Source organism: Nonlabens sp. (assembly GCF_047636915.1).
Taxonomy (GTDB): domain Bacteria; phylum Bacteroidota; class Bacteroidia; order Flavobacteriales; family Flavobacteriaceae; genus Nonlabens.
Map to the genome: position 1 here is coordinate 1 of NZ_JBLIGN010000053.1, position 19,791 is coordinate 19,791.

Genomic DNA, 19,791 nt, shown 5'->3' on the forward strand with positions numbered 1-19,791 from the left:
ATAAGATCTTCAGCATTTGTACTGGTTACCGTAATATTAACGGCTCTTTCTTCGTTAAAATAAGAAGCATTAGGCGTTTCAGAAAAGCGGTCTTTTACTTCAGCCACATCTTTAAGGTAAATAATAGTACCATCCGTCTGAGTTCTTACTGGAATATGATTGAGCTCGTCTCCGTAATAACTTCTGTTATCAGCCCGTATCAGGTATTCTTCTGTATCTGTTTTAATTTTCCCTCCAGTAGTCAAGATATTTGAGGCAGCCACGGCGTCTGCTACTTCTTGAAAGCTCATATTGTAACCTAAAAGGGTGTTTTCATTTATAGCGATTTCAATTTCTTCAGCAGGATACCCTGTGATCGATATTTGCGAAATTCCTTCTATAGCTCTCAAGTCATTTTCTACATCTCGAGCCAGTTGTTTGAGCGTTTTAAGCGGTACATTTTTACCACTTAATGCAAATGAAATCGTAGGCCTAGATTCTTCTCTTTTTGCTACCACCAGTGGTTCCATACCTATAGGAAACGAAGACACGCGATCTACAGCATTCTTTACTTCCAACAACATGAAATCAATATTATACCCTTTAGTGATCTCTATAGTAATGGTCCCAGAATTTTCTCTAGATACCGAAGTCACTCGGTCAATCCCTTCTATACCCTTAAGGTTGTCTTCAATTTTAAGTACAACACCCTCTTCAATCTCCTGAGGAGCTGCACCTTGATAGATCACGTTAATAGTGATGGTTTTAGAATCTACTAATGGGAAGTAAGAAGACTTTAAAGAAATTGCTCCTAAAACTCCAAAAATGACAAATGCGGCAATAACGACATTAACAGCCACATGGTGATTGATAAAATAAGCTATAATTTTTCTCATGGCTTATTCTGATTCAGGATTTGAAATGGCTGCTTCCTCTTTATCAGCTTTTGCCTGCTCCTCAGTGATAACGATCATTCCTTCATAAGAACCAGGAACAGGTTTTGCTATAATTACAGTCCCGTCTTCTACTCCTTTAAGCACTAAGGTTTTATGAGAGAAATGAACCGGAATAACATCGGTAAGCACCAACTGACCTTCTTCTAAAGTAAATAACTGATTTCCATTCTGAAGCAAGCTTCGATTGATCTCTATCGCGTTTTCTATCTCTTGCGCTTGTATGTTTGCCGTGAGGTACATTCCTTCCTTCAAATCTGGATGTTCTACTTCAATAACGGTAGTAATAGTTTGAGAAGCCTGATCTACCTTAGCATTGATGCGAGTAACTTTTCCTTGGTAAGATTTAGTATCAGAGATGTTGCGCATTCCTACTTCATTTCCTATTTGTAATAAATCGACAAACTCTGCACTTACTGCTACTTGGATCTCATAGATTCCTGCGTGAATAAATTCCCCTAGTTGTTGACCGTTACGCACGAGTGTTCCTTCACTCACCATCGTTTCTGTCAAGACTCCTGAAAACGGAGCTGTAATTCTAAACTTGCCTAAACGACTTTCGAGGTTTTTAATATTGTAGTACGTAGTGTAAATATTTCTTCCTGTAATGAAATATTTTTCTTTGTCATTTTTTGGAACTGGAAGTTTAGCAATAGTGCTATCTACATTAAAGTCTGCTAGATAATCTTGCCACAGCTGGAAAGACTCTGGATAGTCCAGTCTTAGATCTGGCATGATGGCCGTAATTTGATTGTTTAAATTACTTCTCGCACTTTTAACCTGAGCATAAAACTCGGTATTATCTATCGCAATGATCGCTTCTCCAGCTTGGTATGGCTGTCCAGTTCTAAAAAGTTTGCCTGTGGATTTAAAAACCCCAGTCACCTCTGCAAATAACTCTACCCGCCTCTTAGCCTGTAAATTTCCGTTTGTTGGAATGATAATAGGAATAGTGGTATTCTGAATCGCATCTGTAGTAACGATTTTGATATTGTTTTTAACCTTAGACTTAGGTGTCGTTTTGTTGTCGATAATGACCTTAGCCCCATAAATGGCGGCTATCATAATTACTATAGCAAGCACAAAAAGTATGAGTTTACGCATGGCATTGATTTAGTATAAAGACGTATGAATCCAAAGCTAATTATTTTGCTTTCTAATCATCACAAATAATCCTTAAACCTAAGTATTAAAACTCTCTAGCTCTTCCGACACATTTTCCCATTTTGTCATCCAGTTTTCTAGATCTTTTTTCTTTGACTGATAACTATCGAAAAAACCATTCTTTTGAGACATCTCATCATAATTGGCAGCTAACTCTACATCTAATTTTGCAATAGTTTTTTCTAGATGATTGATCTGGGATTCTGCTTTTGAGAGCCTGTTATTAAGGGATTTTTGCTTTTTCTGGTCTTCGTAAGAAAGTTGTTGTTTTTCTTCTTTCTGCTTTCGCGAAAGCGAAACAGTCTTAACCACTTCCACTTTTTCAATCGCTCTCATATCCTCCGCCTTTCTTTGACCCAAGTAGTAATCTATGTCACCGAGATAGAGGTTTAATTTATGATCCCGAAATTCATATACCAACTCTGTAAGACCTTGCAAGAATTCTCTGTCGTGAGAAACCACTATTAGTGTACCGTCAAATTTCACAAGCGCTGCCTTTAAAACATTCTTAGACTGGATATCTAAGTGGTTGGTAGGCTCATCCATAATTAGGACGTTAAACGGCTGTAATAATAATTTGCATAATGCTAACCTATTGCGCTCTCCACCGCTCAGAACTTTTACTTTCTTCTCAGCGTCATCACCTCTAAAAAGAAAGGACCCCAGCATGTCACGTACTTTTACTCTATTGTTATCCGTAGCCGCATCGAGCATTATGTCCAGAACCGTTTTCTCTCCATCTAAATACTCGGCTTGATTTTGTGCAAAATATCCCAGCTGTACATTATGACCCAGATTTACATGACCCTGAGCTGCTACATCACCAACAATAATTTTTGCTAATGTAGATTTCCCCATACCATTCTGACCGACAAAAGCTACACGTTTACCGCGCTCTAGTGACAAATCTACTTTGTCCAGTACGCTTTTATTTCCATACGACTTGCTCACTTGATCCACCTCTAATACAATTTTACCTGGTTGTATAGACTGGGCAAAATTAATATTCATCGCCGCATTATCCGTCTGCTCGATCTCCACCACATCCATTCGGTCCAGTTTTTTAACTAGAGATTGTGCCATGGTGGCTTTACTGGCTTTGGCTTTAAACTTCTGTATCAACTTCTCGGTACGCTCAATCTCCTTACGCTGATTTTTAAAAGTAGCTTCTTGTTGCTCCCGCAACTCGGCACGTAAGGTTAAAAACTGGGTATAAGGCTTTGGGTAATCATAAATACGACCTAGACTGATCTCAATAGTACGATTGGTCACGTTATCGAGAAACATCTTATCGTGGCTTACAATGACCACGGCTCCTGGATAAGTCTGTAAAAAAGATTCCAACCAAAGAATAGAATCAATGTCCAAGTGGTTGGTAGGCTCATCGAGTAATAATATGTCATGCTTTTCTAAAAGCAGCTTAGCGAGTTCGATACGCATGCGCCATCCACCAGAAAGCTCGTCAGTAAGTTTATCGAACTGATCTGGTTTAAATGCGAGACCTTTTAAGATCTTCTCCGTTTCACCTTTGTATTGATACCCGCCTATAATCTCATATTCATGGTTCAGGTCTCCTATATCTTCTATAAGCTTGGAATAGGAATCTGATTCATAATCAGTCCTTATGACCAACTGATTATTTATTTCCTCGATTTGGGCTTCAATTTGTCTCGCTTTTGCAAAAGCGGTATAGGCCTCTTCCAACACCGTACGACCTTTTTCAAAATCAATGTCTTGTCTCAAAAAGCCTATACTCACCTCTTTCTCCATGGCGATATTGCCCTGATCGTGCGGGATATCTCCAGAAATAACCTTTAAAAGTGTAGATTTTCCTGCACCATTTTTACCGATCAAACCCACGCGGTTTCCCGCATTGAGTCTGAAGGTAATTTCTTCAAATAACGGTTCTCCACCGAAACTTACATGTAAATCGTGAACGTTGAGCATAGTCGTTTTGTATCTTTGCAAAGATGCATAATACCTATTTGAATACCTAGTAACGGATGCCCTCTTGTTCTTTTAAAATTTAAATTCCTTGTTCCCGAATCTCATAGCTATGCTTTGCGATTTACTCACAGCGTTTTTAAATTTCCATATCATCGCGCATTTGATACGTCACTGCATATTCCAGAGGTATGACAGCACGCTAACCGTAAAATCTTCTTATGCTAAAAGGAACAAAATTATACAGCATTTTCACAGGAGCTTGCCCTGTGTGTCACAATGAATCCATGTACACGAGCAGCAACCTCTATAATCCTAGCAAAACACAGGAGATGAACGAGAGATGCCATCACTGTGATACCAAATACAAAATCGAACCTAGCTTCTTCTATGGCTCCATGTATGTAAGTTATGGCGTAGGAGTTGGAATTGCTATGGTGGCTTTTTTCTTGGGCTATTTTGTATTTGAATTATCTCGGTGGACTATCTTTCTAGTGATCACTTCTATTTCTATCGTTAGCCTTCCCATAGTCATACGTTTATCTCGAAATATCTGGATCAATATCTTTATGGATTTTGACGAGGATAAAGCTAGGTTAAAATGATGCATTGTTTTTGAAGGTTGTTAACGGAACCTACCATAAAAGTATTTATGCTGCTGAAAAAAAGAACACCCTAGTAAACGAAATAGCTTCTTAACGGCAGTCCTCCATCGAAGCGAAGTCATAAAGAATCAGTATACTCCTAATTGATAAACCTTTGAATATCAATTTCTAGATGCAGTTGTTGATCACTGTATAAAGAATCGAATAACTGTTGCGATGCCCATGGCGCCATGAGTACTGCTCGACTGCCCATACCGTTAAAGACAGCGTAGTTTTTGTAGAGTTGATGCACCCCTACAAGGGGTCTTCGATCAATAGATGTTGGTCTGATTCCATACTTATGCTCCACAATCTCATAAGGTACTTTCAAAAAACGCTCTAATCTGGAGGTGAGGAATTCTTTAGCTTCTTCTGTAGAACCGTCAGAAAGCTCCTCTGCATTATAGGTAGCACCCACCCAAAATAAATCATCTGTATACGACATCAAAAACACGGAAGATTTAATAATGTAATCTAACTTTAAGCCTGGTACTTTTATAGTGAGCACTTCTCCTTTATTTCCTTGTAAGGGCAAATTTTTAAAATACGGGTTTGATCGCAATTTAAATCCTTCGGCAAAAATTATTTTTCCTGCTTGAAACTCTTTGTAAACCACTTGATCAACCGAATGAATTAATTCTTTAAAATCAAAAGAATCCTTAAGAAAGGAAGAAATCTCTTTAAGGTATTGTACTGTTTGATTCATATAACCAATAGTATCCACCCATCCTGTTCCAACGACCTTACCGTAATCGTAAGGGGCATCAACGGCACTGTTTTCGTAAGCAAAGGCTTCAGAAGACATATAATCCTTCAAATCCTCTTTTACCGACTTCTTGACCCATGTTTTAATTTCCCGTTCGTCGTGGAACCTTCTTAAAATGTCAATAGGATGAAAGAATTTTTGCTCCAGACGCGATTCGACTTTCGTATAAAAGTCGTTGAGAACATCAAGTTGATCCCCAGCTTTCCAAACACTCGTAAAACGTTTTAAAATGGTAGGATTATAGACACCTGCAGCTACTGCTGAAGAGCCTTTCTCTACATCTGATATCATAAGAACCGATTTACCGTGGAGCAACCACTGCCAAGCGAGCGTACAACCAGCAATTCCAGATCCAACGATAATGATATCTATATTTTTTTTCAAATCCTAATATGGGTGTTTTTTGTGTGATACGTAATTAATTTCCACCCGTAAATTTAAAAAAGAGAGTTGAAATACATTGCCAATTATCAATTAAATTAACCTCGAGAATTATTTTAAAATGATTTACAGAATAAGGAGGAGAAAAACTATAAACTAAAAAGCCTCGCTAATGCGAGGCTTTTTATATTTTTATAAGGATATAGGATGCTTAATAATTCCACATGTCTATCTCAAAATTACGAACAATCTCCTTAAGCCTGTCGGACTCCAAAAGCTGCATCATCGAATTATCGGGTATGTAACGGGCGATTTCCCTATCGCCTTGAACATTATCCATTTTATAAATAAGCGCGTTGAACCTTCTTGAGTTCAAAATATGATCAAAAGAAATAGGTCTTGCTGAGTTTAATGTATTAAAAGCTTTTGCCGTGTGCAGCAACTGTCTCGCATCCGGATAATAAATCCAAAACAATTCAACCCCAGGTACCGTACCACCACCATCACTTATAATACCTGCCTTAACGTTTACATCAGGAGTTACCGGACAAATACCTAATAATCGATATCTCAATTCGCTTTGTCGTGTGTCGAAATACCAAAGACCTCTGATTCTGTACTCCATAACATCAGCACCGTCAATTTTTGTTACCGTAACAAACTCATCGAATCCAGGAATATTATATTTGACATCAATGTTAGAATAGCGATCGCCTTCCATTAATTGAATAGCCTGCTCATTTAAGATGTCCGTACCTCGATCCGATAAAACCTCAGCTTGGAGAAATGTTTCCACATTTTCTGGTTCAACGAGAGAGTTAAAGTAAGAATCTCCATATAAATTGATCTCCCCTGCTCTAGCAGCGGCAGACAATACCTGAAATAATGACCTCCGCTCACTACCAACACTGATGGTATCAGTTGGATAATACAATGGAAAATTCACTCTTTCGTCAAGATCAATAGTTTCCCAAATAGTACGTTGCCATAAAATGTCCCGATCTCCAACAAAACCATAAGGTAATGGTTGGTCATTATCATTTTCCATTTGAGCATCCGTTTTTGTACCGAACTCAGCAGGACTTTTTGCGTTAAGGATATTATTCTGAGCAACTGCCGTTCCCGAAAGAAGCAACGCTGCCAGTAAAACTATGATCTTATTCATCATTTGAATGTTTTTATTATTAATCTGTAATCTCTATGGTCACACTAGAAACACTTTTAAGTGTTACACCAGGAACAGTAGCTTTGATATCGGCAACTTGAACTAAATCACCTCTTCTAGCTTTTGCCAAAAGCCCCTTTGCGGATTCATTTAGCCTGGTACCACTAACCTTAGTAGAAGGCTGCCCAGGCACCTGAAACAAGAAACTTGTCACCTGCGGCGTTAACTTGAAGTCAAAATCTAGAAACTCAGCTGAAACAGTTGAAATTCCTAAATTAGCTCTTGTTTTCTTAACATTCTCATAAGAACCACTCACCATACCTGTTGGACGTGGAAGATTTTTGATTCTAAACGGCTTGGAATCAGAAACCGACTTTCCATCTGGTAAAATTCCAGTAGCAGTTATAATCACTTCTTTGCCAGCACCAGGTTTCATCATATAACCAACTCCTGACTTAACAAGACCAACACCAGATACAGTTACTTTATTATCTGGAATACCAGCAAAGGAAACCGTCATGGGATTATCTACGCCACGATAAACCACATTCATTTTATCAGCTGATATAGTAGCAGAACTAGGTTTAGGGATAACCGCATATTGAGACTCAATTTCAATTTTGATAATTTCGCCCTTTTCTACAAACTCCATAAAACCAGTTATTTTCTTTTCGCCTACACTGCCTGATCCCAATGTCAATGGAATTTGACCATTGACAATAGCATCTTTCGGAATCTCTTGACCATTGATAACCACCCTACTTGGTACCGTACGATCATCATAACGACCTAAAACAACCGTTCCTGTAACCGACTCACCATTAAAAAAGGCAGTCTTATCGAGATTTACAATAGCTTTATAATTGTTCATCGATGCAATTTGTATCAATTCCCCTTGTAACAATTGGCTCATGACATCTGACTCTATATTGCGCACTTCATTTTGTAGTAAGGTCAATTTTGTTTTTGAAGCAATAAGAGGATATCCTTTATAATTATACTGCACATACTCCACCTTGATACCATCACGGTCCGTCTCTTCTGAAGTGTCAAATTTCACTGTTAAATCGGCCTTGACAGCTGGATAACCGCTTCCTAAAACAGTGATCATATCAGTTTTATACTGATTCATTTGAGCTTTAAACTTTTCACCTTCTTCCCTCAGTTTGTCGTCAACGAAAAAGGCATTATCTAAAACATCCGTTCCATCTTGGACTTGATAATCAGTCTCTGATCCTTCTTTTACCGTAGAAGTAAGCATCGTTTTCACACTTTCCAGATAATCATTATAATCATTACTAAGCTTAGACACCTGTTGCGCTGTTGCTGCAACTGCACCATACTGCTTGGCATTCGTTGCAGCTTTCGTGTTCAAATCTGCGAGAGATGCTGAATTAATTGTTGCTAGTGCTGTATTACTAGCGCTTAAATTTTCTTCTATAAGTCCGAAAGCTTGTAATACTTCCTTACTCATATTTAATGCAAGCATTGCGATGAAAACCAGGTACATTAGGTTGATCATTTTTTGTCTTGGGGACTGTTTTCCTCCTGCCATAATATTCTAATTAGCTTTTGTTAATTTATAAATTTTAATGAAACTAATTATCCTTTCATAGCTCCTAGCATGTTACCATACACTCCATTAAGAGAAGATAGGTTATTGGTAAGACCAGCCATTTGCTCTTGAAGTTTTGTTGCATTTTCAGCAATCGCATCGTTTGCTTGATTCTGACGATTAGAACTCTCCACTTGAACTTTGTATAAACTATTTAACGATTCCATTTGAGCAGCTGCTAGAGCCATTTCTTCAGAGTATTTCTTTGTAGAGGACATAGCATCTGCAGTGGGAACCATATCTTTTGCTGCACCTTCAAAAGAACGTATGCTATCTCCTAGACTAGTCATTAACTCGCCGTCTAGCTTTGCCTCTTTAAGCATTTCGTCTAATTTCTTAGATAAAAGCCCTTGAGCGTCTTGTGGAGCTTCTTTTTGAGGTTTACCACCTACCAATTGTCCACCAGCTAATTCTGGGTACACCAATGACCAATCTAAATCATCATCAACTGGTTCAAAAGCAGAGATAAAGAAAATCAATGCTTCTACAATAAGACCAATAGCAAGTAATGTTCCACCTGTAAGTTTGGTGAATACCAAATCAAGTTCCCAGTGAAGAATTTTGAAAAGTGCTCCAATGATTACTACAGAGGCTCCAATACCATAAGCCATGTTAAATATTTTCTTTGTTGTTTTAGACTGTGCCATTTTAATAAGTTTTAAGTTAAGTTAAGTTTGTATTGGGTATTTTAGTTTGTTGAAGCGTTAAGAGTTACGTCTGTACCCATGTATGATTGTACCGTTCGAAATCCTATATAACTTCTAGCACTATCTTGATATTCATAGTCACGTGTGCTTACTTGAAGAAAATAGGAAACATCTTTCCAAGATCCACCACGAACTCCTTTACGTTTATTGTTAGCATCATTTACCACAGGACTGATAGAAGACATTTGTTCATAAGCTCCAGCTTCGTAAGAAGAGTTGACCCATTCGGATACATTACCTGCCATATTAAATAAATTATACTCGTTAGGCTCATAAGATCTAGCCTCTACCGTATAAAGAGCTTGATCTGCCGCGTAATCACCTCTTAATGGTTTAAAATTAGCAAGAAAACAACCTCTGTCGTTCTTTGCATAGGGCCCACCCCAAGGGTAAGTAGCTCCTTCTAAACCGCCTCGAGCTGCATATTCCCATTCTGCCTCAGTGGGAAGACGGTACTCAAAAACTCGTTCTAAATTTTTTTGCTTGCGAAAGGCATTGTGATACAGTGTTCTCCATTGACAGAACGCCTTTGCTTGATTCCAGTTGACTCCTACGACAGGATAATCGCTGTATGCTTCGTGATAGAAATAATCATTGTGCATAGGCTCGTTATAACTGTAATTAAAGTCACGAATCCAAACGGTAGTATCCGGATAAATCTTTACAGGAACTTGAGAGATAAAATCTTTTCTCGTTTTGGAAACATCGCGATTCCTAGCTGCTGCATTTAAATCTAAGCTGGTATATGTAAAAATGATTTTATCCGTATCAATGGTTCGTTCTCCGTTATACGCTTCATCAAAAGGAATCATCATTTCATCGTATACCCGAGCATAGAACTCATCAGGAATTTCTTCGGTATCCCATATTAAATCTACTCTATTATTCAATTTGCGTCCTTCGTAACCGGTAGGACCTAAACCTACATAATTATCTTGCACATATTGTTCCCAAGGCGACAAGGCATCTCCACTAGCGCCATCAGCATCAAGAAATGCAAACTCTCCTATACCATTATCACCAGGAAGAGCTCCATTATCATCAGCCGTAATTGCTAAATTAGTTCGGAATGTAGAATCTCTAGTCCAGTACACAAACTGTCGGTATTCTGCGTTTGTAATCTCAGTTTCATCCATATAGTAAGACGGAACTGTAACGGTTTTTGTTGGTGCATTTCGAGTAGCAGCAATATCATCATCACTTTTTCCCATTGTGAAGGCACCGCCTGGCACTAAGGTCATGCCGTAAGGTTTTTCAGGGTGCCACTTTTTTCCTTTGGTTCCAACTACCATTCCACGATCTCCTTTACCACAACTTGCAACAAAGGCAACTACTGCTAAAAGGACAAATAACTTTTTCATAAGGGTATTTTATGTTTACTTTATGAATTAAGAGCGTAAACCTATTTAAAAGATTTCGATTCCACAAACTTTTTTTTCAATAAATTATATTGCGATACGCTTTAACTTTTTACACTTCGTTTTTACGTCTTGCATTAAGCCACCTATCCGGAAGCACTTGATCACATGCCATTTCATAATCCCGACGGTCGCATGGTAATAACGTGTGTTGCTTTAATTTATTATTGACATTTGAAATAAAAGGCAATTCTATCCACCAGCGACCACTATCAGTAGATTTGTAGAAAGTAAGGATTTGATTATCTACGGGGACTTTGTAGACAATAAAGTCTTTAGATACGTCTACAGGATACTCAAAGATTCGATAATTATACCCTTCGATAAAATACCACATCATCTCAGCCACGAGCTGCGCCCCATAATTTCTTTCGTTATTTATTTCAAAGATTCCATATACCTTTAATCTGTCACTGATGCCTGAATACCTTGACAAACTACATATTTGTTTACCATCTAGTCCATTTGGGTTCGCTTTCGCGGAAGCGAGGTCACCAGCACGCACCACACTCATATCGACTCCTATTAGGTCTGCATCTCTCAACACAGGCTCTGCGAGTGTAATATCATTATCTAAATGACCTAATCTAATCGCATCAAAATACATTCTATCTAAAAGCTCAATTTCATCTTGTGAGTTGAAATAGGTTTGAAAGCCTAGATTGCTATAATTAAATAAATTATAAGGCTCTACCGTAATCATTTTACCCACGTAACTCCTAGAAGTAATAGGCAACTCTATGTTTCCTAAATCAAACCTACAGTCTATATTGACCACATTTATCATGTGCTGAAATTCATCAAAAGCACGATATATAGGATACATCAAATCCTGACTTCCCCCTAAAAAAATAGGGATTATGGATTCTCGTAAGAAGTGCTTTGTGAGCTGTCTTATCAAATAATAGGTATCTTCCACAGTATCCCCGGGAGGAACGTCACCTAAGTCTGCTATAGTGCTGCTCCAGTTGCCTGGATAGAGTTCGTAGAATTTTTCACGCACATGATCTAATGATTCTACCTGAAACAAAGCATTTGCATCTCTGCGATTTTCTAGAATGCCTATTACAACGAGTTGTACTCCATTGAGATGAGGCAATCCATCTTTAACCGTGTGAAGCTTTATGGTTTCCCCTATAGAGTGCTCCGGCTGCATTTTTGCATGGGCAACAACAGCATCATTCAGAGCTTTTAGAAATTCTAAAGCCATTGTATTAATTTAATGTTCCCGTAACGCCTAATGAGGTTTTCATTCATTCTATCTATTTCTTAGCCGTTTTCTTTTTTGCAGCAACTTTTTTCTTTGCCGGAGCTTTCTTTTTAGCCGCGGCTTTTTTCTTGGGAGTTTTTTTAGCTACAAGTTCTTGAGCTTTTTCCAATGTTACCTTTAACGGATCGATCTCTTTGGCAATCTCCACCTTGATTTTACCTTTGATAATATTGTGTCGCCCCCAGCGCGCTTTCTCAATGCGTATGCCTTCTTCTTCCCAATCTACAATCAACTTATCTTTCTCTTTTTGTATCTTATCCTTGATCAAGGTTTCTATATCATCATTAGAAAGGTTTTCAAAATCATACTTCTTATTCACGGAGATAAACATTCCAGCCCATTTAATATAAGGCCCAAATCGACCAGCTCCTTTGGTAACGGGCTGCTCATCATATATATAAACAGGAGCATCTGCCGTTTCTTTCATCTGTATCAACTCTGCTGCGCGCTCAAAAGTAAGCGTCATAGGATCATCTTCATTTTCTAAACTTACAAAGGTTTTTTCATTGAACTTTACATAAGGACCGAAACGGCCTTGATTCACCTCCACTGGATGGCCATTATATTCTCCTACTGTTCTAGGTAATTTGAATAATTCCATTACTTCTTCTAACGTAATCGCATTCAAATTTTGAGAAGGTAATAGACTTGCAAATTCTGGCTTCTCTTCATCTTCCACACTGCCTATTTGCGCCATAGCACCAAATCTTCCTAAACGCACGCTGATGGGCTTACCGCTTTCAGGATGCTTTCCTAGAACACGTTCTCCCACCTCACGGTCTGCATTTTCTGCAACGTCCAGTACTGTGGGATGGAAACTTTTATAGAAATGACTCATCATATCCGTCCATTCCTCTTTTCCTTCAGCAATATTATCAAAGGATGCTTCTACATTTGCGGTAAAATTATAATCTAAAATACTGCCAAAGTGCTCCACTAAAAAATTATTAACTACCCGGCCTACATCGGTAGGAATCATCTTGTTTTTATCAGAGCCTGTTTTCTCTGTAAGATTTTTTTCTGCTACTTTATCGTTGATTAACGTAAGTTGTAAATAATTGCGCTCCACTCCATCAGACTGTCCTTTCTCTACGTATTTTCTATTTTGTATGGTCGTAATGGTAGGTGCATAGGTAGATGGACGCCCTATCCCTAATTCTTCCAGTTGTTTTACCAAAGAAGCTTCTGAGTAGCGATACGGCGGTCTGGTAAAACGCTCTGTTGCTGTAATTTGTTTATTCCATAATTCTTGAGCTATTTTTATATCTGGAAGCAAGCCTTGTTGCTCTAGATCTTCATCGTCTGTACTTTCCAGATATACTTTTAGGAAACCTTCAAATTTTACAATTTCACCACTAGCGGTAAACTTCTTCTCATGGGTATTTGCAGAAATAGTAACATTAGTACGTTCTAATTTTGCATCACTCATTTGGCTAGCGATAGCGCGTTTCCAGATCAGTTCATACAGACGTATCTGATCCCGATCTGCTCCAGAACTGTGGACCGCAAAATTAGTAGGACGTATGGCTTCGTGTGCTTCTTGAGCGCCTTTAGACTTTCCTTTATAATTGCGTTCCTTGTGATACTGGTCTCCGAAGGCTTTACTTATTTCTTCTTGTGCTCCCTGCTTTGCCTCATTACTCAAGTTTACCGAGTCAGTTCTCATGTAAGTAATCAGTCCTGCTTCATAAAGGCGTTGTGCGAGTTGCATCGTACGACTTACATTATAAAACAATTTACGAGACGCTTCTTGTTGCAAAGTTGAAGTGGTAAATGGTGCTGCTGGAGATTTTTTCGCTGGCTTTTTTACAAGGTTAGCGACTTCAAATTTTGCTCCTTTGTTGATATCTAAAAAATCTTGAGCTTCTTGAAGTGATCTTAAATTACTCGGTAATTTTGCTTTTAGCAAGGAACCGTCTGCCGTGTTAAAATCGGCATCAACCCTAAACAAGTTTTCAGAACTGAAGTTTATAATTTCTTCCTCACGTTCGACAATTAATCTCACCGCTACGGACTGCACACGTCCAGCACTGGCGCCACCTTTTACTTTGCGCCATAAAATAGGTGAGATTTCATAACCTACTATTCGGTCTAAAATACGGCGGGCTTGTTGTGCATTGACCAGATCATAATCGATACTTCGCGGATTATCAATGGCGTTTTGCACGGCGCTTTTAGTAATCGCATTAAAAACGATTCTTTTGGTTTTTTCTTTTTTAAGGTCAAGCTGCTCTGCAAGGTGCCATGCTATGGCCTCTCCTTCTCTATCTTCATCACTAGCTAGCCATACCATATCTGATGCAGCGGCCATTTTTTTAAGCTTTCTCACAAGATCCTTCTTGTCACTGCTCACTACATAGTTAGGCTTAAAATTCTTTTCTACATCCACCCCTAATTCCTTAGATGGAAGATCTGCAATATGTCCAAAACTGGACTCCACTTTAAAATCTTTACCCAGAAATTTTTCTATTGTCTTTGCCTTTGCAGGCGACTCTACAATCACAAGATTCTTTGCCATCAAGCTTATATGTTTAGACTACAAAGGTATGTGATATTTTTTTTAACCCCACAAACTACTGTTAAACAACTAGTTAAAAATACAGACATCCTATTAAACCGTTCAGGTCTTGATGTTTATCTTTTTAAGTTGATGTTATTAACGGATTTATTAGAGAAAGAAAATAATATTTCGGGTAAGCTTAGGGTTGAAATTCCGCTTTAGCCAGGAGCTGTCCCGACATAAAATTTCATTTCAAAAATAAAAAGAGATCCAAAAATAGGGAATGAAATAAAAACCACCCATGCCTTACCTCTAAAAAGTCCTAAAATCAAGGCCTTTAAGAGGCTTCTTTAAAAAGCGCACAAGATCGTGCTGACATTGTGTCACAAAACAATCTAAAAACATATCTTTGCAGTCTTATACTAAGAGGCCGATTGATGGAAAAGATTATTGAAGAAGAAAAACAAGGAACTGCTGTAGTATTGCAACATAACGAGAAAAATACACGCAAACTCTATATAGAAAGTTTTGGCTGCCAGATGAATTTTTCTGACAGCGAGATTGTTGCGTCTATTCTTGCAAAAGAAGGCTTCAACACCACAAATAACATGGAAGAAGCTGATCTTGTTCTGGTTAATACTTGCTCCATACGAGATAAAGCAGAGCAAACCATTCGCAAAAGACTAGAGAAATACAACCGTGTTAAGAACAAAAAGAACCCCCATATGAAAGTAGGGGTTTTAGGTTGCATGGCTGAGCGTTTAAAATCTAAATTTCTAGAGGAAGAGAAAATCGTGGACATGGTCGTAGGGCCAGACGCCTACAAAGATTTACCCAATCTAGTAGCAGAAATAGATGAAGGCCGCGAAGCAGTAAACGTGCTTCTTTCCAAAGATGAAACCTATGGTGATATCGCTCCAGTACGACTGAACTCCAATGGGGTTACCGCTTTTGTATCGATCACTAGAGGTTGTGATAACATGTGCACATTTTGTGTGGTTCCCTTCACTCGTGGCAGAGAACGCAGTCGCGATCCACATTCTATTCTGGAAGAAGTTCAAGATCTATGGAACAAAGGTTTTAAAGAGATTACTTTACTAGGGCAAAATGTAGATTCGTTCCTATGGTACGGTGGTGGGCTCAAAAAAGATTTTAAAAAAGCAAGTAAAATGGCCAAAGCTACTGCGGTAGATTTTGCTCAATTATTACATAAAGTGGCAAACGCACATCCACATTTAAGGGTGCGTTTCTCTACCAGCAATCCGCAAGATATTAGTGATGACGTACTTCATGCCATTGCAGCGCATAGAAATATTTGCAACTACATTCATTTACCAGTACAGTCTGGAAGTGATCGTATCCTAAAGGAAATGAATCGCCTACACACTCGTGAACAGTACATGAAATTAATCGATCGCGTACACGCTATTATCCCTGAATGTGCTGTTTCTCAAGACATGATTACTGGTTTCCCAACAGAAACAGAAGAAGATCATGCCGATACATTGAGCCTAATGGAGTACGTAAAATACGACTATGGCTTTATGTTTGCTTATTCCGAGCGACCGGGAACAATGGCGGCCCGGAAACTAGAGGATGATGTACCAGAAGAAATTAAAAGTAGGCGGTTAAATGAAATCATAGCCGTGCAAAGAAGAACTGGTCATGAGAGAGCAAAATACTTTATAGGTAAAACAGTAGAATGTCTTATCGAGAAAGAATCAAAAAAATCTGATCAACAATGGGCTGGAAGAAATACACAAAACTATGTTGCCATATTTGATAAAGAACATTACAAAGTAGGGGAATGTGTACTGGTAGAAATAATCGACTGTACCAGTGCGACTTTAAAGGGAAAAGCCATAGGCTACAGCGATATGGTAGGCCCCTTAACTTACGACACCTTATAATATGGAAAGTGTACAATCGGTTAAACAGCGTTTTGAACTTATAGGTAATGACCCTAGTTTTAATAGAGCTATTGAAAAAGCTTTGCAGGTTTCCCCTACCGATATTTCGGTTTTAGTGACGGGAGAAAGTGGTGTTGGAAAAGAGAGCATTCCTAAAATTATTCACTCACAATCATTTAGAAAACACGCCAAATACATCGCTGTTAACTGTGGTGCTATTCCAGAAGGAACGATAGATTCAGAATTATTCGGTCATGAAAAAGGAGCCTTTACAGGAGCGACTTCTACAAGGAACGGTTATTTTGAAGTCGCTGATGGAGGAACCATCTTCCTTGATGAGGTAGGAGAACTGCCATTGCCCACTCAAGTTCGTTTGCTGCGTGTATTGGAAAACGGAGAGTTCTTAAAAGTAGGTTCTTCTGCTACACAAAAAACAGACGTGCGAATTGTAGCTGCTACCAACGTAAAGATTTTTGATGCAATTGAAAAAGGCAAATTTAGGGAAGACCTTTATTACAGGCTCAGTACGGTAGAAATAGATTTACCACCTCTACGAGAACGTAAAGAAGATATCCACCTTCTTTTTAGAAAATTTGCCAGTGACTTTGCAATGAAATATAAGATGCCTACGTTGCGACTAGATGAAAGTGCCGTCGCGATACTTACAAATTACCGATGGAGTGGAAACATAAGACAACTGCGCAACATTGCAGAACAAATTAGTGTTTTAGAAAAAGACAGGAATATTTCCTCGGCAATTTTGCGTTATTATTTACCCGATGCAGGAAAGAACTTACCCGCTGTTATAGGGGAAAAGAAAAAAAGCGATAGTGAGTTTGCTAACGAACGTGAGATTTTATACAAGGTATTGTTTGACATGAAAAATGACCTCAGCGATCTTAAAAAGTTGACCAATGAACTCATGAATAATGGCAACTCAAAAGATGTGAGAGAAGAGAATCCAGGATTGATTAAACGCATCTATGGCAACCAAGAAAATAATGAACAGGATTACGAAGATGTAATCGATAATGCTTATGACTTGAATCAGGAAGAGCAGGCTCCTTCTTCACGTACCACAAACCCAGATCCCAATGATTATGTAGAACCTGTGCAACAAACCGGCGATCGTTATGATTTTGCACAAGAAATAGAAGAAGAAGAATCCCTTTCCCTTGCCGACAAGGAAATAGAACTGATAAAAAAGTCATTAGAGAGGCATAAGGGGAAAAGAAAAGCCGCTGCTGACGATTTAGGCATCTCAGAACGCACTCTTTACCGTAAAATAAAACAATATGATCTTTAAAAATATGCGCTTTTTGTTCCTAGGACTCGCTCTTTTAAGTTTTTGCTCTTGCGGCTTTTACAGTTTAAGTGGCGTGACACTTCCTGCTAACGTAAAAACTTTTCAGGTAGATTATTTTGGGTATCAAGCCGTTCTTGTGGAGCCAGGAATTGAAAGGGATTTTAAAATTAAATTGGAAGATTTAATTCAAGATCAGTCCCGACTGAGTTTGACGACTAAAAACGGAGACTATATTTATCAAGGTGAAATTACTAGGTATTATATCGCTCCTATGACAGCCACAGCGAATAGTACAGCCTCTCAAAACAGACTGACCATAGAGATCAATATTAGATTCACCAATACGAAAGTAGAGGAAGAAAGTTTTGAAAAAAAGTATAGTTTCTTTTACGACTATAGTGCAAATATTCAACTGCAAGGCAGTGCGCTTGAAACTGCACTAGAAGTTATCTATGAACAGATAACACAAGATGTTTTTAACGATACACTTGCAAAATGGTAGATGGAGCTCATATAAATAATGTACTGGCACATCCCAAAGACATTGCTGTAAATCATCTGGCCGCATTGGAAGAAACACTACGAGAATTCCCTTATTTTCAAGCAGCAAGGAGTATCTATCTAAAAGGATTAAAAAGTGAAAGTAGCTCACTATACAATAAAGAGCTTCAAAAAACTGCTGCGCATACCACAGATAGGTCTGTTTTATTTGATTTTATAACATCAGAATCATTTTCACAAAATAAAGTTAGTGAGCAAATCAAACTGCTCCAACAGCAAGAGAATAAAATTGAAATCGAAGTAGAAAAACCCGAAGAAGGAATAACGAAACCAGAAAAAAAAAACGCCCAGGAAGAAGATTTCAATGCCAATAAAGATTTTACCAAGGTTGCCGATTTGGATCTTTTTGAAAAGAAAAAAGAGAGCTCTATATTTGATGAGCCATTAGACTTTGATAAAAATGAAACCTATAGTTTCTCACGATGGTTGGAATTAAGCAGTTTGAAACCTATTGATCGTAAAAAAGAAAATACAGAGGATGAAACTTCTACCGCAGCACAAGAAATCATTCAAGAAGCAGATGAGCGTGCTATAAAAATGGCTCGTATCGACCAATTTCTCGCTGAAAAGCCCAAAATAAGGCCTAGAAAATCTTCCAGCAGCTATATAAACATAGCAGATCATTATGAAGATCCTAGTCAATTTATGACGGAAACACTAGCAAGGGTCTATCTCGCTCAAAAAAACTATTCCAAAGCTCTTAAAGCTTATGAGGTTTTAGTATTGCAACATCCAGAAAAAAGTGGTTTATTTGCAGACCAAATTCAAGAAATAAAGAACTTACAAAGTAACCATACATAATGACAACATTTTATATCTTTTTAGGCCTCATCGTTTTAGTATCATTTTTATTAATCGTAGTAATCATGGTGCAAAATCCCAAAGGCGGTGGACTGTCCTCTAGTTTCGGCGGTGGCGGTACACAACAACTAGGCGGTGTGAAGAAAACTGGTGACTTTTTAGATACAAGTACATGGGTACTCTCTACAGCTCTTTTAGTACTTATCCTTCTTGCAAGCACAACTCTGATACAAGGAAAGGCAGAAAGCTCGATCGATGTAACAGACCAAACTTCTACAGAGTCTCTACTAAATACACCAGACCCTGAAACGATAACAACAGAAGACAGCTCAACTGACAATGAGTAAGTTATCACACCATACAAACTGACAAAATATCCAGCTAAAAGGCTGGGTATTTTTGTTTACAGCAGTTTTGTCAGTGAATGTGTCTTGGCACATTTATGGGACATATAGTTTTTGAATTAATAAAAAAATCTTTATAATGGCATTACATATTCAACCTTTATCAGATAGAGTAGTTATTGAACCAACTGCTGCTGAACAAAGAACAGCTTCAGGTCTTTATATTCCTGATACAGCTAAAGAAAAACCTCAACAAGGAAAAGTTGTTGCGGTAGGGAAAGGAAACAAAGATCACGATATGACCGTAAAAGTGGGTGACACTGTTCTTTATGGAAAATATAGTGGTACAGAATTAAAGTTAGA

General features: G+C 38.3%; 17 protein-coding genes. 7 read left to right on the forward strand and 10 right to left on the reverse strand.

Going from position 1 to position 19,791, the window contains the following annotated elements; genetic code table 11:
- From ACJAT0_RS08935 to ACJAT0_RS08945, 3 genes are all read right to left on the reverse strand, one after another.
- Positions 1-875: efflux RND transporter permease subunit (locus tag ACJAT0_RS08935; RefSeq protein WP_415181374.1), on the reverse strand; the 875-nt coding region annotated here is incomplete at its 3' end.
- A 3-nt stretch (positions 876-878) separates the two neighbouring features.
- Entirely contained in the window at positions 879-2,036 is a 1,158-nt protein-coding gene (locus tag ACJAT0_RS08940; protein WP_415181375.1) for an efflux RND transporter periplasmic adaptor subunit, read from the reverse strand.
- 78 nt (positions 2,037-2,114) lie between these two features.
- Entirely contained in the window at positions 2,115-4,043 is a 1,929-nt protein-coding gene (locus tag ACJAT0_RS08945; protein ID WP_415181376.1) for an ABC-F family ATP-binding cassette domain-containing protein, read from the reverse strand.
- 218 nt (positions 4,044-4,261) lie between these two features.
- On the opposite strand from ACJAT0_RS08945, the gene ACJAT0_RS08950 reads away from it, so the two are divergent.
- A complete protein-coding gene (locus ACJAT0_RS08950; RefSeq protein WP_374004378.1) occupies positions 4,262-4,645 on the forward strand; it encodes a DUF983 domain-containing protein in 384 nt (127 codons plus the stop codon).
- A 139-nt stretch (positions 4,646-4,784) separates the two neighbouring features.
- On the opposite strand, the gene ACJAT0_RS08955 is transcribed toward ACJAT0_RS08950, so the two are convergent.
- From ACJAT0_RS08955 to topA, 7 genes are all read right to left on the reverse strand, one after another.
- Positions 4,785-5,834, reverse strand: coding sequence for an NAD(P)/FAD-dependent oxidoreductase (locus ACJAT0_RS08955; protein ID WP_415181377.1), 1,050 nt, complete (start codon positions 5,832-5,834; stop codon positions 4,785-4,787).
- Between the two features lie 208 nt (positions 5,835-6,042).
- Positions 6,043-6,996 carry a gliding motility protein GldN gene (gldN, locus tag ACJAT0_RS08960; RefSeq protein WP_415181387.1) on the reverse strand — a complete coding sequence of 318 codons (954 nt, stop codon included), beginning with the start codon at positions 6,994-6,996 and terminating at the stop codon, positions 6,043-6,045.
- 19 nt (positions 6,997-7,015) lie between these two features.
- Positions 7,016-8,551, reverse strand: a complete 1,536-nt coding sequence (gene gldM, locus ACJAT0_RS08965; protein ID WP_415181378.1) for a gliding motility protein GldM — start codon at positions 8,549-8,551, stop codon at positions 7,016-7,018.
- A gap of 47 nt (positions 8,552-8,598) precedes the next feature.
- Positions 8,599-9,258, reverse strand: a complete 660-nt coding sequence (gene gldL / locus ACJAT0_RS08970; protein WP_415181379.1) for a gliding motility protein GldL — start codon at positions 9,256-9,258, stop codon at positions 8,599-8,601.
- A gap of 41 nt (positions 9,259-9,299) precedes the next feature.
- Positions 9,300-10,679, reverse strand: a complete 1,380-nt coding sequence (gene gldK, locus ACJAT0_RS08975; RefSeq protein WP_374004371.1) for a gliding motility lipoprotein GldK — start codon at positions 10,677-10,679, stop codon at positions 9,300-9,302.
- Positions 10,680-10,788: 109 nt separating this feature from the next.
- Complete coding sequence (locus tag ACJAT0_RS08980) at positions 10,789-11,946, reverse strand: formimidoylglutamase (RefSeq protein ID WP_415181380.1); 1,158 nt, start codon at positions 11,944-11,946, stop codon at positions 10,789-10,791.
- 52 nt (positions 11,947-11,998) lie between these two features.
- Positions 11,999-14,524: a type I DNA topoisomerase gene (topA, locus tag ACJAT0_RS08985; RefSeq protein WP_415181381.1), complete on the reverse strand. Its 2,526-nt coding sequence runs from the start codon at positions 14,522-14,524 to the stop codon at positions 11,999-12,001.
- A 419-nt stretch (positions 14,525-14,943) separates the two neighbouring features.
- On the opposite strand from topA, the gene miaB reads away from it, so the two are divergent.
- The 6 genes from miaB to ACJAT0_RS09015 form a co-directional block, all read left to right on the forward strand.
- Positions 14,944-16,416 (forward strand): tRNA (N6-isopentenyl adenosine(37)-C2)-methylthiotransferase MiaB, encoded by a 1,473-nt coding sequence (gene miaB / locus ACJAT0_RS08990; protein ID WP_374002440.1) that lies wholly within the window; start codon positions 14,944-14,946, stop codon positions 16,414-16,416.
- Position 16,417: 1 nt separating this feature from the next.
- Positions 16,418-17,722: a sigma 54-interacting transcriptional regulator gene (locus ACJAT0_RS08995; RefSeq protein WP_415181382.1), complete on the forward strand. Its 1,305-nt coding sequence runs from the start codon at positions 16,418-16,420 to the stop codon at positions 17,720-17,722.
- Positions 17,712-18,224: an LPS assembly lipoprotein LptE gene (lptE, locus tag ACJAT0_RS09000; protein ID WP_415181383.1), complete on the forward strand. Its 513-nt coding sequence runs from the start codon at positions 17,712-17,714 to the stop codon at positions 18,222-18,224. The genes ACJAT0_RS08995 and lptE overlap by 11 nt, the downstream gene beginning before the upstream one ends.
- Positions 18,218-19,084: a hypothetical protein gene (locus ACJAT0_RS09005; RefSeq protein ID WP_415181384.1), complete on the forward strand. Its 867-nt coding sequence runs from the start codon at positions 18,218-18,220 to the stop codon at positions 19,082-19,084. The genes lptE and ACJAT0_RS09005 overlap by 7 nt, the downstream gene beginning before the upstream one ends.
- On the forward strand, positions 19,084-19,431 hold the full coding sequence (gene secG, locus ACJAT0_RS09010) for a preprotein translocase subunit SecG (protein ID WP_415181385.1): 348 nt from the start codon (positions 19,084-19,086) through the stop codon (positions 19,429-19,431). Before ACJAT0_RS09005 ends, secG begins: the two co-directional genes overlap by 1 nt.
- Before the next feature lie 136 nt (positions 19,432-19,567).
- Positions 19,568-19,791, forward strand: a 224-nt coding sequence (locus ACJAT0_RS09015; RefSeq protein WP_415181386.1) for a co-chaperone GroES, incomplete at its 3' end; no start/stop codon positions are given.

Coding starts and splice junctions, on each gene's coding strand:
- ACJAT0_RS08980 (WP_415181380.1), bottom strand. CDS start 11,946: ATGGCTTTAGAATTTCTAAAAGCTCTGAATGATGCTGTTGTTGCCCAT.
- ACJAT0_RS08950 (WP_374004378.1), top strand. CDS start 4,262: ATGCTAAAAGGAACAAAATTATACAGCATTTTCACAGGAGCTTGCCCT.
- gldK (WP_374004371.1), bottom strand. CDS start 10,679: ATGAAAAAGTTATTTGTCCTTTTAGCAGTAGTTGCCTTTGTTGCAAGT.
- ACJAT0_RS08945 (WP_415181376.1), bottom strand. CDS start 4,043: ATGCTCAACGTTCACGATTTACATGTAAGTTTCGGTGGAGAACCGTTA.
- gldN (WP_415181387.1), bottom strand. CDS start 6,996: ATGAATAAGATCATAGTTTTACTGGCAGCGTTGCTTCTTTCGGGAACG.
- miaB (WP_374002440.1), top strand. CDS start 14,944: ATGGAAAAGATTATTGAAGAAGAAAAACAAGGAACTGCTGTAGTATTG.
- gldM (WP_415181378.1), bottom strand. CDS start 8,551: ATGGCAGGAGGAAAACAGTCCCCAAGACAAAAAATGATCAACCTAATG.
- lptE (WP_415181383.1), top strand. CDS start 17,712: ATGATCTTTAAAAATATGCGCTTTTTGTTCCTAGGACTCGCTCTTTTA.
- secG (WP_415181385.1), top strand. CDS start 19,084: ATGACAACATTTTATATCTTTTTAGGCCTCATCGTTTTAGTATCATTT.
- ACJAT0_RS08940 (WP_415181375.1), bottom strand. CDS start 2,036: ATGCGTAAACTCATACTTTTTGTGCTTGCTATAGTAATTATGATAGCC.
- topA (WP_415181381.1), bottom strand. CDS start 14,524: ATGGCAAAGAATCTTGTGATTGTAGAGTCGCCTGCAAAGGCAAAGACA.
- gldL (WP_415181379.1), bottom strand. CDS start 9,258: ATGGCACAGTCTAAAACAACAAAGAAAATATTTAACATGGCTTATGGT.
- ACJAT0_RS08995 (WP_415181382.1), top strand. CDS start 16,418: ATGGAAAGTGTACAATCGGTTAAACAGCGTTTTGAACTTATAGGTAAT.
- ACJAT0_RS09005 (WP_415181384.1), top strand. CDS start 18,218: ATGGTAGATGGAGCTCATATAAATAATGTACTGGCACATCCCAAAGAC.